The 15,835-nt window shown below is 60.0% G+C and carries 12 protein-coding genes; 9 read left to right on the top strand and 3 right to left on the bottom strand.

The annotated features are described in order from the left end of the window. Window positions 1-4: 4 nt before the first annotated feature. The 3 genes from HWX31_RS01085 to tssC are packed head-to-tail and all read right to left on the bottom strand — an operon-like array spanning window position 5 to window position 3,456. Window positions 5-667, bottom strand: coding sequence for a DotU/TssL family secretion system protein (locus HWX31_RS01085; protein WP_174961176.1), 663 nt, complete (start codon window positions 665-667; stop codon window positions 5-7). Continuing rightward, window positions 664-2,010 (bottom strand): type VI secretion system baseplate subunit TssK, encoded by a 1,347-nt coding sequence (tssK, locus tag HWX31_RS01080; RefSeq protein WP_174961174.1) that lies wholly within the window; start codon window positions 2,008-2,010, stop codon window positions 664-666. The genes HWX31_RS01085 and tssK overlap by 4 nt, the downstream gene beginning before the upstream one ends. A 57-nt stretch (window positions 2,011-2,067) precedes the next feature. Then, window positions 2,068-3,456 (bottom strand): type VI secretion system contractile sheath large subunit, encoded by a 1,389-nt coding sequence (tssC, locus tag HWX31_RS01075; RefSeq protein WP_174961172.1) that lies wholly within the window; start codon window positions 3,454-3,456, stop codon window positions 2,068-2,070. 261 nt (window positions 3,457-3,717) lie between these two features. Here tssC and HWX31_RS01070 point away from each other — a divergent pair, with 261 nt between their 5' ends. From HWX31_RS01070 to HWX31_RS01030, 9 genes are all read left to right on the top strand, one after another. Then, complete coding sequence (locus tag HWX31_RS01070) at window positions 3,718-6,201, top strand: type VI secretion system Vgr family protein (RefSeq protein WP_174961170.1); 2,484 nt, start codon at window positions 3,718-3,720, stop codon at window positions 6,199-6,201. 198 nt (window positions 6,202-6,399) lie between these two features. Further along, window positions 6,400-7,110, top strand: a complete 711-nt coding sequence (locus HWX31_RS01065; protein ID WP_174961168.1) for a T6SS immunity protein Tli3 family protein — start codon at window positions 6,400-6,402, stop codon at window positions 7,108-7,110. A gap of 209 nt (window positions 7,111-7,319) precedes the next feature. Then, complete coding sequence (locus HWX31_RS01060; RefSeq protein ID WP_174961166.1) at window positions 7,320-7,994, top strand: T6SS immunity protein Tli3 family protein; 675 nt, start codon at window positions 7,320-7,322, stop codon at window positions 7,992-7,994. A 166-nt stretch (window positions 7,995-8,160) separates the two neighbouring features. After that, window positions 8,161-8,364, top strand: a complete 204-nt coding sequence (locus tag HWX31_RS01055; protein ID WP_244143609.1) for a T6SS effector phospholipase Tle3 domain-containing protein — start codon at window positions 8,161-8,163, stop codon at window positions 8,362-8,364. A 27-nt stretch (window positions 8,365-8,391) separates the two neighbouring features. Then, window positions 8,392-9,081, top strand: coding sequence for a T6SS immunity protein Tli3 family protein (locus HWX31_RS01050; protein WP_174961164.1), 690 nt, complete (start codon window positions 8,392-8,394; stop codon window positions 9,079-9,081). Between the two features lie 104 nt (window positions 9,082-9,185). Further along, a complete protein-coding gene (locus HWX31_RS01045) occupies window positions 9,186-9,875 on the top strand; it encodes a T6SS immunity protein Tli3 family protein (RefSeq protein WP_174961162.1) in 690 nt (229 codons plus the stop codon). A gap of 51 nt (window positions 9,876-9,926) precedes the next feature. Then, window positions 9,927-11,888, top strand: a complete 1,962-nt coding sequence (locus HWX31_RS01040) for a T6SS effector phospholipase Tle3 domain-containing protein (protein ID WP_244143608.1) — start codon at window positions 9,927-9,929, stop codon at window positions 11,886-11,888. 142 nt (window positions 11,889-12,030) lie between these two features. Beyond that, window positions 12,031-13,356, top strand: a complete 1,326-nt coding sequence (locus HWX31_RS01035) for a hypothetical protein (protein WP_174961160.1) — start codon at window positions 12,031-12,033, stop codon at window positions 13,354-13,356. Continuing rightward, on the top strand, window positions 13,357-15,835 hold a 2,479-nt coding region (locus HWX31_RS01030; RefSeq protein WP_175933858.1), incomplete at its 3' end, for an ImcF-related family protein.

Here is a 15,835-nt window from a genome sequence, read left to right as displayed (position 1 = left end):
TCCTTTATCGCGCGAGTTGGGCAATCGAGGCGATGAACCACCGATCGACTGCAAACCAGGTGAGCCCGACCGCGAAGCACGAGATCGCCACCCAGGTCAGGGGCGAAATGCGGAGCGGACGCGCGTTGGCATGATTTACCACGATCGGAGCGAGAGAAGCGCGGTTGCCTTCGTCCGCGCTCGTGCGTCCCAGGCGCTCGTCGATCGCGCGGACGAGCGCTTCGCGTGCCGTCCCGCCGTTGACCGCGAACCGGCCGACGAACCCGAGCGACAGCACCGCTGCGAATATCGCGAGCAGCAACCGCACCGGTTGAGGTTCACGCAAGCGCTTCTCGATGCGCCGCACCAGTTCCTCGCCGGCATCGTTGCTCGAAAAATGTACCACCTGTAGCGGTTCGTGCTCCCAGTCGTCGCGTACCTCCCCCGTCAGGTGCTTCAGCGCGGCCTCGTCAAGCAGCGCGCACTGCGCATAGATCGCATCGCTGATCGCGTCATCCGGGAGGCCGCGCGAATTCAACTCCGAGCGCAACTGCGCGATCTGCGCGTTGCAATGATCGCGCAGCGTCTGATACGACAGTGGTTCCTTTTCCAATGCAGTGACCGTGCGCGCCGTGTCACGTAGCGCGACGGGGAGCAGAGGGGAGTCTGCGACGGTCATCGTGCTCATGACGGCAGCACCGCATACAGTTCGAGCGATGCTTCAGGAATCGATGCCGGCACATAGATCTGGCAGGCGTGCGCATCGATCATCCGCTTGAACGCGGCGTCATTGCTGTCCAGCGCGAAGTACTGGTTTTCGATTCGCACGGGAATCGCGGCCGGCAGCCGCGACATCGGCCGCAACGCGATGCCCGGCAGCGCGGAATTGACGATTTGCTCGACCTCGTCCGGTGCGCCCACTTTGCACAGACGCGGCAGATGGTCGATGAGGGCGTGTGCCGGCATAGCCGCTTGTACCGAAAGATAGTACTCCGCGCCCTCGGCCAGCCGTTCGTCGTTGATCCGGCCGAGCCACGTCGTCGCGCGCACGCGCTCCAGTGCAATCGGTACGACGCGGGACGGAATGACCGCATCGAGCAGCGTGCGAATCAGCGATTCGAGCTCGGCAAACATCGGCTCGGGTGCGTGGTGATCGTACAGCGGAATCGCCTGAAGCGATTCGGTCGTGGAGAACGTCAGCAACGAGCCCGCCAGCCGGGCGAGCACCGCGTACAGTCGCTCGGGATGTTGATCCGGCGCCTGTACAAGGCGTGCGAGCTCGGGCCAGGTGCTGTTGACGCTGTGGAGCAGCCAGAACAGCGTCACGTCGGACACGGCGAAATCGGCGATCTGGTCCGAGCGCTCTTTGCGGCGCACCGCAAGGCTGGCGCTCTTGGCGGACAGAATCTCCGACAGGCGCTGCGCGCGATGCATGAGGCGATCGCTCGCGGACAGAAACAGGCATGGCGGGACAAACGCCGTGTCAGGCTCGAACCGTCCTTGCGGAGTGCGCACGAGTCGCGCGATCGGACACGTCACGTAGTCGCCGTCCTGCTCGAAGTCGAACAGCAACGCCACCACGTTACGTTCGACACTGATTTCTTCCTGCCCGTCGCCGTTCAGATCGGCAACATGCTTGTATTCGCGGGTCACGCGGCGAGGGCGGGCCGGCTTTTCACCCGGTTCGACGCAGTTGCCGCCCTGAGCGTCCATCAGGGCCACGCCGGCCAGCACGGTCACGGTGTCAATCGTTGCAGGGACGTCGTCAAGACTGCGCGCCGCAGGAAGCCAGTCGGCGGTTTCGCTGTCGATCAGCGTACCGTCCGGCAGGCGCAGCGCGAGCGCCGTGCATTGCAGGCGATTGACGCTCAGCGCCTGGTCGTCGAGTGCCACATGTACCGCGCCCCAGGCGTCGGGGCTCGCGATGCGTGCAACTCGGTCGTGGACGTACTGTTCCCATATCGCCTGCTGCTGGAAGTGCTGCGGCGTCATGAAAATCCCCTTGGCCCACAGCGGTCTGGTTATCTTCATTTTATTGATTGGTCTGGAATAAAAGTAGCAGTGCGAAAGTGTGATTTGGTGCGCATGTCACTGTTTCGCCTTCGGCATCTGCGAAACCAGGGAAAGGTTGATGTCGACGCCTTCGATCTGAAAATGCGGGACGATGAACAGCTTGATGCGGAAGAAGCCTGGGTTGTCCTCGATATCCTCGACCGTGACTCTTGCCTCGCGCAGCGGATGTGCGGCCTGAAGATCATCGCCCGGATCGGTCATTTCCGTGACGAGCGACTTGATCCAGGTGTTCAGCTCGAGTTCGAGCAATCGGCGGTCCCGCGTCGTGCCGATGTTTTCGCGCTGGATCAGCTTCAGATAATGCGCGATGCGCGACAGCAGGAAAATGTACGGCAGACGCGCATTGATTCGGCTATTGGCCGATGCGTCGCGCGCATCGTACGTTCGCGGCCGCTGTGTCGAGTGCGCGGAGAAAAAACAAGTCTGGTCGTGATTGCTGGTGTACGAAAGGGGAATCAGGCCAATATCGGCAAACTCGTTCTCGCGTGTTTCGGAGATCAGGGCTTCGGTGCAAATCTTGCCGAGTTGTCTTGCACCAAGGTCGTACTGATGCACGGGGATATCCTCGATCAGACCGCCTGCATGTGGACCGCGAATCTGCACGCACCAGCCGTTGCGTAAAAAGCTGCGTACGATGTTGACCGCGAAGGCGAATGCCGCGCTCGTCCACAGATAGGCGCTTCGCCCGGAATCCCGCACATTCTCGGTGTAATTGAACGTGCGAACGGAAAGCGTATCGGGTCCGTAGGGCAATCGGGCGAGGAAGCGCGGCATCGTCAGCGCGACGTAGCGTGCATCCCCGGTTTCACGGAAGCCTTTCCATTTCAGGTATTCGGCCCGCTCGAACCAGCTCGGCAGGTCGCGGATACCCACGACCGCCTCCATCGAAGGCTTGTCGAAGAAGGCCGATGAGGCCGCGCCGATGAATGGCATGTGAGCGGCCGCCGCGACTTTCGAGATATTGCGCAACAGAGCGATGTCCTGCGCGCGATGGTCGAATTCGAATGCCGAAATAATCGCGGCGATGGGCTGTCCGCCCGGCATGTCGTATTCGCCAACGTAGGTCAGTCTGAACAAGCCGCTCTGGATGATATCGGGCGTATCTTCGAAGTCTTGATGGAGTGCTTCCTTCGAAACGTCGAGCACTTCGATCTTGACGTTTTGACGGAAATCGGTGCGATCGACCAGGAACTGCAGGCCGCGCCAAGTCGATTCGAGTGCCTGAAATGCGGGGTGGTGCAGGATGGCATCGAGCTGCCGGCCGAGTCGCTCGTCCAGGTCTGCCAGACACCAATCAAGCAAATCCGGGTCCGCGCAATTCATCGCATTCGAACGTGTTCTTGCATGCGTGTCGGAATCTACGGCGGTTTTGATGGTCTGATCGCTCTGAAATCCTGCACTCATTGGACGTCGTATTGGGTATGGCCGGACATCAGCGGAGAGCGACGTATAGCACGGCAATCATCTCAAAAACAGGGCATACGTGAACAACTGTTACGTTTCGATCAAATACAACAATCCGCTCGAATAATAGGAGCCCGCGCTTCCCGAGTCAGGGTGCGTGCGGCTATCGTTTGTCGCTCAATCCATGCATCGCACGCAAGCAACGATTCTGCCCATGACGGCAGTGCGTAGCAGTGCTATCTGGACACGGGGTGAACAACAATGGCCAGCCTGTTTGACGATGCGAAGCAGTTCGCGTCGAACCTGAGAGATGTATCGGGGCGTCAGACGTATTTCCTCGACGTGCCCGGCACCGACTCCGCGGCCGCGCTGTCGGTCGTGTCGGTTTTCGCGACCGAGCGGATGGGCGCGCCTACCGAGGTGCGTGTCGTGCTCACGCATCCGCTGCCGCTCGCACGCACCGAGTACCTGAACCGCGACGCGGCCTGCATGATCGTCCCCGACGACGGTGCGCCTCGCCGGTTCTCCGGCTTCATCGCCCGCTTCTCGACGCTGCAGACCACGCACGATTTCACCAAGTACGAGATCGTCCTGAAGTCGCACTTCGCGCGTCTCGAGGCCGTCACCACCAGCCGGATCTACCAGCACCAGAGCACGCCGCAGATCATCGAAGCGGTGCTGCGCAGTCACGGCCTTGAAGGCCACCAGTTCGCGTTTCGCCTGCGCCGCGAGTATCCGCAGCACCTGTTCCGTTTCCAGTACAAGACCGACGATCTGTCGTACGTGCAGATGCTGATGCAGAAGGCCGGCATCTACAGCTATATCGTCGAGACCGAGCACGGCGACCAGGTCGTGTTTGCCGACGACGTCGACCACTATCTGTGGGATCCGCATCTGACGGTTCCTTATCGCGAGGTGGCAGGGCTCGAGGCGGCCGGTGCCGAGGCGGTGATGGCGCTCAAGACGCACACGGTGACGGTGCCGCAGGCGTTCCGAGTGGCCGACTACAACCCCGAGCAGGCGTGGGAGCGCTTCAAGGACGAGGCCAACGTCGCGCCGCAGGACCCGACCACCTACGGCCAGCCATATGTGTACGGCACGCACCATCTGGACCAGGCCGGCGCGAAGTGGGAAGCGCAGTTGCGCCACGAAGCGGCGATCGCCTGGCAGGTCGTTTACGACGGCGAGAGCAACGTGCTCGCGCTGCAGGCCGGCCGCGTGCTGGACCTGGACACCGTGCTGCCCGACGCGCCCGACGGGCAAGTCGTGATCGAAGTGACGCACAGCGGCGCACGCGATCGGGCCTACACGAACAGTTACAAGGCCATCCCCGCCAACCGGCGCTTCCGGCTCCGGCTCGAACCGGAGAAATGGCCGAAAATCGCCGGCACGTTGAGCGCGCGGGTGACGAGTCCCGACAAGTACAAATACGCGTACCTGACCGCGGCGGGATACTACACGGTGCGGTTCGACGTCGACTTTGCGGACTGGCCGTCGGGCGGGGAGAGCGTGCCGCTGCGGCTGGCCAAGCCGTTCGCGGGCAAGCTGCAGACGGGCTTCCACTTCCCGGCGCTGGACCACGACGAAGCGGTCGTTTCGTTCCGGGATGCGGACCCGGACAAGCCCGAGATCATCGGCTTCCATCACCACAGTCAAGCGCGGGATCTGGTGACGAACGATCGCCGCTGGCTGTCGCGCAACGTGATCCGCACACAGTCGAACAACAAGCTGCGGATGGAGGACTGGGTCGGGCAGGAGGGCATCAAGCTCAGCACCGAGCACTCGGGCAAGTCGCAGTTGAATCTTGGCTATCTGGTCGATCGGAAGCTGGAATATCGAGGCGAAGGCTTCGAACTCCGTAGTTCCGGTTATGGTGCGATCCGCGGGGGCAAGGGGTTGCTGATTTCCGCGGATGATCAGCCCAATGCGGAAGGCAAGCAACTCGATATGCAGGCGGCTTCGGCTCAGTTGAAGGAGGCGTTGCAACTGATGCAGGGCCTCGAGAAAGCCGCGCAAGCCGCCCAGGCACAGGTCAATGCAGTCGAGCAACAGCGACAGTTGCTTTCCCAAAAACTGGATCGCCTCCAGCGCGCCGTTCTGTTGGCGACCGCGCCCGCCGGCGTGGCCGTCACCAGCGGCGATCACCTGCAGTTGTCCGCGAAGACGAATCTCACGGCAACCGCGCTCGATAGTGTCGATATCGGCGCGGGGAGGAATCTTTCGCTGTCGGCCGCCAACGGGGCATCGATTTTCGCGCAAAACGAAGGCGTCAAGGTTGTTGCCGCGAAAAGCGATATTCACACCATCGCACATTCAGGCCAGGTGCTGATGACGTCCGCCAAGGACATGAAGTTGACCAGCGTCAATGGAGAACTTCATGCGTTCTCGCGCAACGCGGTCGTCATCTCGTCCGGTGGCGCCTATATCAAGCTTTCAGGCGGGAATATCGAACTGGGGTGCCCGGGGTCGATCATTTTCAAGCGTGCCGGTACGTTCGCGGAGGGGCCTGCAAGTTTGCACGAAGCCTATCCGCCGCTCAGCAACGCGGGACCGAACACGCGCAAGTTCGCGCTGCATTACGACGGCCATCCGGATGATCGCCTGTCCGGCTATCGGTATCGGCTCCACAAGGAGAACGGTAGCGTGATCGAAGGCATAACCAATGACAAGGGCGAGACGAGCATGGCGCAAAGTGAAATCGCCGAGCTTGTACGGATCGAAATTCTGGGTAAGGGCGATGCGTAAATACTTCGACAAGACATGGAGATGCATCGTCGCCTTGAGGAAGGCGTGGCACTGTCTCGCCGCGTTTGTCTTATGCGCGACGTTCGGCCCCGCGTGTGCCATCGGTACGCGAGAGAGAGTGGGTTTACAAGAATCTGTCGTAGCGTTCGCGTGCGGCTCGGCTATTCATTCGTGGCATCGACAGGGCGGGAGGATCGAATGAATCGATATCTGTTGTGGGTTGTCTCGGCGCTGAGCCTCGGGTTGCTCACCGCGTGCTCGTTGTTGATTCCGCCCGGTATTCCGTCGGGGATGACCAATCCAGCTGCCAGAGGAACGCCGATCTCCAACTATCCGGAGCGCTTGGTTTATCGAATCGATGATCACCGTTACATCACGATTCAAGGCAACCGTAGCTGTGTAGGGATGATCTGGTACTACGACACGCGTCTCGGTGTACGCACCGACGTTGCGGCAACGGGGTTGACCTTGGGCAGCGGTGCATTTCACGGGTACTACGCGATCAACTCGGAATACGTGGTAATACCGGCGATCGTCTTTTCCCAGATGAGCGGTCCGTTGCTCTACATCTATTATTCACGTGATGGTGGACGTAAATTCAAGTCGTTCCTGTGGGGCGGAGATAGCGCAGACAAAAACGTTGTCGTGTTGAATGGTAGGGCTCTATATGTTGGCCGAAGGTCAGGTGCACCTAAAGGAATGCGCGGAGCACTGTACTTGGCATACCGCTACGATCTAAGTCGCGATATATCAGTTGGTGATGATCGGCTTGTAGTCAAATCCGAAGAGGCGAGGATTGATCCGCGTCAAGTTCCCCTATCCATTAGATCTCCTTCCGGGGTAACCGAGTGGACTTGTGAAGCATCGGTGGATTCGCAATCGATTCGTGGTGGTGTTCCAAACAAATAACATTGTTGAGTTAATGAGATCGGGCAATGCGCAGCCAAGGTTTCTCGCTGAATCAATGTGTGTTCGCCGCATGATCGCGTCATGGGTTCCACGCCTCTGCAACGTATCGGCTGGAAAGGGGGGGACTACTGGCTACCTGATCCGAGCACCCCGCAAGGGAAGGTCGAGCCGTTTTTTTGTGAACACTTACCAACAGGACTGGCATTCAGATGAATCGATATTTCTCGCTTGCTGTCTCGGCGCTGAGCCTCGTGTTGCTCACTGCGTGCTCCTTGCTGATTCCGCCCGGCATTCCGTCGGGAATGACCAATCCTGCTGCCAGAGGAACGCCAACCTCTGCCTATCCGGAGCGCTTGGTCTATCGAATCGATGATCATCGTTACATCACGATTCAAGGTAATCGTAGCTGTGATGGGGTGATCTGGTACTACGACACGCGCCTCGGTGTTCGTACCGCAGTAGCGGCAACAGGGTTGACCTTGGGCGGTGGCGAGTTCGATGGATACTACGCAATCAACTCGGAGTACGTGGTAATTCCGGCGATTGTATTTTCCCAGATGAGCGGCCCACTACTCTACATCTATTACTCACATGACGGTGGACGTACATTCAAGTCGTTCGTGTGGGGTGTAAATGTTTCAGGCGGTGATTTTATTATATTGGATGGGAAATCTCTTTATATTGGTCGAATGGATGAAAATCCGCCGAAAAATGCGTATCTGGCGCGTCTATATGACGTAAGTCGCGATATCGCGATCGGAGATGATCGGCGGGCGGTTAAGTCGGATGGTCAGCGAATTGATCCACGGCTGGTTCCGCTCTCAATCAAGTCGCCATCCGGGTTGACTAAATGGATCTGCCCGGCATCGACGGATTCGAGATGACTTTTCAGGAAAACGATAAATTATTGACTCAACGGGATTGAAAAATGACTGAATCGCCAGCGATCTTTCTTGCTGAATCAATGTGCGCCTCGGGTGACAACACCACCACATTGGTGGCACCGGGAGCGATCCTGCTCCTTTCGCCGAATGCGAACCCGGAGCGCGTATGAAGTGGAGTCCGTCCGTCTCCACGGAGCAACCGGTGCCGGGCCAGGAGGACCACCGCAACCACGGGCGGCTGTTTGTCTACTGCTCGCCGCATGATCGCGTCATGGGTTTCACGCCTCTGAAAAGTATCGGCTGGAAAGGTGTGGACTACTGGCTACCCGATCCGAACACCGGCAAGGAAGGTCGTGTCGCTTTTTCGTGAACACTCACCAACAGGACAGACATTCAAATGAATCGATATTTCTCGCTTGCTGTCTCGGCGCTGAGTCTCGTGTTGCTAACCGCGTGCTCCTTGCTGATTCCGCCCGGCATTCCGTCGGGGATGACCAATCCTGCTGCCAGAGGAACGCCGATCTCCTCCTATCCGGAACGCTTGGTTTATCGAATCGATGATCACCGTTACATCACGATTCAAGGCAACCGCAACTGTGTAGGAATGATCTGGTACTACGACACACGTCTTGGTGTACGCGCCGACGTTGCGGCAACAGGGTTGACTTTGGGCGCTGGTGCATTCGGCGGTTACTACGCGATTAACTCGGAGTATGTGGTGATACCAGTGATCGAGTTTTCCCAGATGAGTGGATCGATTATGTATATCTATTACTCACGTGACGGCGGGCGTAATTTTAAGTCGTTCCTGTGGGGTGGGTACTTTTCTGGGCGATACAGTCGAGAGGAAAATGTGATTATTCTCAATGGGAAGGATCTATATATAGCGCGAAAAAGTCGAGACGAACCAGTCCGCGTGTATTCGTCATCGCTTTATGACGTAAGTCGAGACATTCCCGTCAGTGATGATCGAAGTCCAGTCGATCCAAAGAATTATCGGATCGATTCTCATTTGGTGCCGCTCACCATAAAGTCCCCATCCGGAAAAGTCGCATGGAGTTGCGCGGCGTCGGTGGATTTGAAATAGTGTTTTGAGAAATTTCCCAAGGAAGCCATACCCGATCCGAATGCTCGCAAGGGAAGGTCGATCTGATTTATTTGCAAGCGCTTGCCGATAGGAAAGGTATTTATATGATTCGATATTTCTCGCTTGCTGTCTCGGCGTTGAGCCTCGTGTTGCTCACCGCGTGTTCCTTGTTGATTCCGCCCGGCATTCCGTCGGGGATGACCAATCCCGCTGCCCGCGGGACGCCGACGTCTGCTTATCCGGAGCGCTTGGTCTATCGAATCGACGATCACCGTTACATCACGATTCAAGGCAACCGTAGCTGTGATGGGGTGATCTGGTACTACGATACGCGTCTCGGTATTCGTACCGCTGTTGCGGCAACAGGACTGACTTTGGGAGGTGGCGAATTCGGCGGGTACTACGCGATCAACTCGGAGTATGTGGTGATACCGGCGATCGTCTTTTCTCAGATGAGCGGGTCGTTTATATATATATATTACTCACATGATGGTGGGCGTACATTTAAGTCATTTTTGTGGGAGATGTACGTATCTGGAAAATACAGCAGTATCGAGAATGTCGTCGTTTTGGATGGTAAATCACTTTATCTTACTCGGAGGGATCGTCGGCCGCCGAACGACGTTTATACCGCGAGACTCTATGACGTTAGCCAGGATGTTGCAGTGGACGAGTTTCGGGATGTGTTGCCGCCTAATGGGCGGTTAATCGAATATCAACGGGTTCCGTTTGCACTCAAGTCACCATCGGGCTTGACCACGTGGACGTGTCCTGCTGCTATAAACGGGCAGTAGATTTTTGACGTGTGTAGTAAAAACATGATGAATTGAATTTAAGGGGGAGAAATGGGTGATGTCAATCCGACATTTATTGCGGAGTCAATGTGCGTGCCGGGCGACGGCAACACAACCTTGGTGCCAATGCAACGACCTATGCCATGTGTAGTAATCTTCGTGCATGGAGTCAATTCCGAGGGCGAATGGTACGAACATGCTGAAAACGGCTTGATAGAAGGCCTGAACGATCGTCTCGGCAGGGTGGATTTCAAAGCCAATACATATAGCGGTGATGGGCGGACGATTAAGTCTTTACGAAACAGCCCTGTAATCCACTTCTACTGGGGCTACCGCGCTCCCGAGTCCGAGACGATTACCGGTACGTTTCGATACAAGATTCCGCTGATGAAGCGCGAAGGCTCTCCCGGGTCCTATACCTATCCTTCGTATTCGTTCAAGAGCCCCGGAACGTGCGTGAAGGGCACCTACTACTGGGGCGGTGGACCGTTTCAGAACGGTACGACGGCATTGAACATGTCGTGGCACAAAGGGTTCGATCCAAAGGTCCTGGGCGTAGTCGATATCGGCAGTCCTCATATCAACCCCGAGCGGGACCGTCCGCTGAACGAGGCCCCGAAGCGGACATATTACGTGAACGCGTCGAAGCGGCTCGCAAAGCTGATCGACACGATCTACGAATGGTATCCGGACGACACCGTCGCGGTGGTAAGCCACAGCCAGGGCACGATGGTGGCCGCGCTGGCCATGCTTTACGTCGATCGGGTGCCGGATACGCTGTTTCTGTGCAATTCGCCTTATTGCTTTGAGGACAAAGTCATCGATGGCGTGACGATGGGGAACGAGGCACCGACGGCGCGTTCGCGCGTCAGGACGTTTTTCAACATTCTCGACCTTTTCAAGGCGTCGCAAAGCGATTCCGCGCGGAAGACGACTGAGAAGCAGCTTGAAGGGGTTGGCGGGTGGCTGGACATCGAGACGCAGGCCGTATCGACGGCCGGTGAAGCGGATGGCCCTGGAAACGATCCTGCTTCCTCGACCGAATGCGAGCCCGGAGCGCGTATGAAGTGGAGTCCGTCCGTCTCCACGGAGCAACCGGTGCCAGGCCAGGAAGACCACCGCAACCATGGGCGAGTGTTTGTCTACTGCTCGCCGCATGATCGCGTCATGGGTTCCACGCCTCTGAAAAGTATCGGCTGGAAAGGTGTGGACTACTGGCTGCCCGATCCGAACACTCCGCAAGGGAAGGTCGAGCCGTTCAAGAAATACGAAGGCGTTCTGTTCCAGCGTCAATTCATGCGCGCGTATCCGGTCGGAGGCACGCCCGATCAGGGAAACGGCCCCGGAACGCCGCGTCATCCGACCGATGGCAGACCGTTGTGGATACCTCCGTCGCCGAAAGTGGCGGGACTGATTGACGAGATGGCATCGATCGGCAAGGACGAGAAGATTTACGTCAACGGCCCCCGAGTACCTGATCCGATGTCCGCCGACTTGATGTACGACTTCAACGATGATCTCGACCCTGATCCAAACAAACGGGAAAAGCTGTCCGAGACCAAGGACTTTAAGTACTACAAGGAGTTGCTGTACGAGAAGCTCAAGTGGGTGGACGACGAACCGAATCCATACGACAAGCGTCCGCGCAGGCGTCGCCAGACCGATGCCGAGATCAAGCACGAGCTGGATACGACGGACGCAATTCCGACCAATCACAGCACGATCTTTGCGTATCGCCGAGGCGAATTGGCCAAGCGGATTCTCGCTTACGACCTGCCGATCGGCCGGGCCGACAGCTTCAGTAACCGTACATTCTGGAAACAGTTGATCAAGCAAGCGGACTGGCTGGAGCCGGGCAGCGATGCCGCATACGAGCAGGGCGGCGACTTCGAGGACAAGTCTCCTCCTCCCCCGGGCGTCGATCCCGAAACGCGAAAAGTGGCCCAGGAAGATATCGAACGCGTGCGCAGACTGTACGGATTGAACCGGCCGGAATTCGACCGTGAGGCTTGACCGGAATCCGGCGGTACGGCCCCGGACACCGCCGCCGATTGGCGGAATAGCAGCGAAAAGCCCGCAGGCGCGTCGCGGCTATCCCACAACTGCTCCATTGCACGCGCGCTTCTCCCGTTGCTTCGCAACAGGAAGCAAGGAGATGTTCAGCGCCATATCCAATTTATCCACGTTCACCATGGCTATCGAGATGTCGTCGTTGCCGCCGCCGGCGGCTCCATTGCCACCCCCGCCTTCGCGCCTGCGCTGGGCGGTGGTGTTCCTTGCGTGCGCGTTGACCGGCATGGCGATCGGCTTGCTGATATGGCCACGGCATCTTCCGACGGCAACGCCCTTGTTCTGGATCGCGGTGGTGGGCGTGTCGCTTGTCGCCGCATCGACGGTTGTCGTGATCCGTTTCCGCGCCTACGCCGGACTGGAGCGCGCGGCGAAGTCATGGGATGCCAGGCGCGACGCCCACGTTGCCGATGTCTTTCGCGTGGAGAGCCGTCCGATCGTGCTTCTGGCGGGCGCACACCGTTTTTCGCATGACGACGCCGAGAACACGGCGTCGGCCATTGCAGGCGGCGATCTGCTGCTGAAGTCGCAAACGACACCCGACAAGACCACGGCGATCGAAGCGCGGTGGTTCGGTGCGTTGCCATACACGGTGGGTGAAACGCCCGCGGACTACGACGCGGGTCGCCAGCTTGCCGTGCTGGACGACCTGATTGCCAAACTGCTCGATCCGGTCGTGGAGCCGATCGCGATGCTTCCTCCCGCATTGCCGCTCGTTGTGAGATTGCACGTCGCCGCCCCGGCGCTCACGGAAAGCGTCGAAGAGCGCTTTCTGCTGGCATGGCGCCAACGAGAGCTGCGCGACGTCTCTGTCGCCAACGATCCCGAGGCCCCCGGTCTCATGTCGCTCGACGCGTGGCTCGACGCACCGGCTGGCGACGCACGGGACCATGCGACGCTGCTCGTCGTGATCGAATTGCACAGCCTGATGGCAGGACGACCGCCGAAGGGCAGCGCAGAGGCGGGTGTCGCACTGCTCATGGCGCCGGAAGACGTTGCCCGGCGCAGTCGGCTCGAGCCGGTAGCACAGATTCATCGGCCGCGACAAGGCGCCATTGCGACGCTGCGCGACACGTTGGGATTTGCGTTGCAGTGGGGGGAAACGGATGCCGGCGCGATCCAGCATCTGTGGCATTCGGGTTTCGACCGCGTTGGCCAACAGGCATTGCTGAGTGCAACGCGTGCCAGCGGCATCACGCTGATGGCAGAGCAGCGGATATCCGGGGAGCACGATCTCGACCGGACCGTCGGCGATAGCGGCATCGTGGCCGACTGGCTCGCGCTCGCATGCGCGTGCGACTTCGCGCAGACGTTCGGCGGACCGCAACTGGTCGCAAGGCAAAGCGGTCGCGAGTCGATTCTGGGCGTGGTTCGGGCGACGAATCGTCCTTCTTTTCCGGCAAGTCTGTAAATGGATCGCAAATTCTGGTTCGACATACTGCTGATCGGGTTGGTCGCCCTGCTTGCCGGCCTGCTCATCTGGATTGGCGGGCAATGGGGCGTCTTTGCATCGCCCGATGTTCAGGCGTTCGCGTGGCGCGTCCTGGCATCGGCCTCCGGGATCGCGCTGATCGTGGCGATCTGGAGGGCCGTTACGCGCTTCCGGGTCGCGGAGCGGCGCTTGTCGCAATGGCTGAACGACCATCGCGGCGGCACGGGTGGTGGAGCAGACCAACGCGCTCGAGTCGACGTCCTGGATGGGCTGCCATCGGCACTCCGTGCCAGGCACGGCCTTCGGTGGCGCTATCGCCAACCGTGGCTGTTGCTGACAGGCGATGACACGACCATCGGCCGGCTGCTACCCGAACTCGCCGAGCGCGGCTGGCTCCTCACGGACGACGCGGTATTGCTATGGGGGCGCAACGGGCCAGACGGTTGCCTCGACGAAGCGTGGTTGAAGCAGATCCGTCGCTTTCGCCGCGCGCGCCCGCTCGATGCGATCGTGCTGATGCTCGACGACTCGGCACTGCTGCCCGACACGGTCCGCGGCACGAGTCCGTGGGGCCTTCGCCTCGCGCGCATCACGCACCTGTTGTGTTGGTCCGCGCCGGTCTTCGTTCTCGATCTCGCCGGTGACGATCCCTTTCACCACACCGCCACACCCGTCACCGGCTGCGAATTTTCCCGATCCGCCGATGCACCGGCGATCGAGGCCGCGCTGCTCGAATTGCGCAACCGCTTGGCCGACACCAGCGTCGGACAACTGGCGCGCAACGGCGACGACCGCTACGCCGCAGACCTGTCGACCCGGCTCGATACGCGCAGCGGGCCGCTGGCGCGCTGGATCGCAAATCTGTCGGACTGGCAGCGTCGACCTTTACCGGTAGCCGGTGCGTTCTTCTCGCCGTGGCCTGCTGCCGGTACCGAAGGCGCCCAGTATCCACTGTGGCGTTATCTCGCTGAAGCTGCGAAGCGCTCGCCGGGGCGCCGCACAGGAGCGCACCCGATCACGGTGCTATCGGTGATTGCGCTGGCGGCCGTCGGCTTGTGGGGCGCAGGCCTGCTGACCTCCGGCTTGACCAACGCGCGCGAACTCGCGCTCACGAACGATGCGCTCCGTACTTTCAAGCGTGTCGTCGATGCGCCTGCGCGTCTGCGAGCCTTGCTCGCGCTCCAGCAACGTATCGAGTTTTACGAGGCGCGCACACAGCATCCGACGCTCTTCTCTCGCTTCGGCCTGAATCATGATCAGGACGCGCTTACCGCCCTGTGGGCACACTACACGCGCGAAGCGCGTCCTCGGCTCGTCGCCCCTGTGCAGCAGAACATCGAAGCTCAGCTGGTCGATCTGTCCCAGATGCCCACCACCGAGCTTGACGATCAGCTCAGCCGTCTCGCACGCGACGGTCACGCCGCACTCAAGACGTACCTCATGCTGGCCGAGCCGACGCGTGCCGATGCCGCGTTCCTGACGCCGCAGCTCGTCCGATACTGGAGCGGTGGTGCAGGACTGTCGCCGGGCGAAAAACTCGACCTGTCCCAACGGCTGCTGTCGTTCTACGCGCGGCACCTGAGCGCGCATCCCGATTGGCGTCTCGCACCGCGTGACGAGCTCGTTGGCGGCGCTCGCCAGACGCTGCTCGCGGTAATCGGCGTCAAGAACTCGGACGACACGATTTACCAGGGGATTCTCGATTCGGTCGGACACAAATACCCCGACCAGACGCTCGCGTCGTTGACCGCCGGAACCGACACGCGAGGATTGCTGCGGACCTCGGCGAGCGTCCCCGGTGCGTTTACGCGTCAGGCGTGGGACGGCACGATCGAGGCCGCAATCGATGCATCGGCCAAACGCAATGGCGTGACGGCCGACTGGGTGCTCGGAACGGGCGGCGCCAATCGCAACGCGTCGGCGATGACGCCGGACGCGTTGCGAACCGCGCTGCGCGCGCGGTACTTCGCGGATTACGCGGAACATTGGCAAACCTTCATGAACGGCATCGCGTGCGAGCCGGCGCGAACGCTGCCGGCGGCCATCGCGCAGTTGAAGCTGATCGCCGATTCCCGGCAGTCGCCCGTGATCGCACTGATGAAATCGGTCGAATACCAGGGCGGGGCCGGCGCAGTGCGAACCTCGCTGTCCGACACGCTGGTGACCAAAGCGCAGAGCATGCTCGCCAGCAAGGACGACGCGCCGCAAGCGGCAAGCCCCGATCCGGCCGGGCCGTTGGGGGCATCGTTCGGGCCGGTGCTGCGCCTGGTTGCGTCCGGCAATGCTGCCGCGGCCAGCGTCGCCAGTGATCTGAGCCTGCAGCGCTTCACCGAGCGCATCACGATGCTACGCCTGAAGCTGCAGCAGATCGCCGACAGTCAGGACGCCGACAGCGAAGCCCGGCAGGTCGCACAGGCGCTGTTTCAGGGCAGGAGTTCGGAGCTGGCCGATACGCTCG

It is taken from the genome of Burkholderia ubonensis (assembly GCF_902833085.1).
Lineage (GTDB): Bacteria > Pseudomonadota > Gammaproteobacteria > Burkholderiales > Burkholderiaceae > Burkholderia > Burkholderia ubonensis.
Note: the sequence above shows the minus strand (reverse complement) of the source record. Positions and strands in the feature narration are given on the sequence as shown.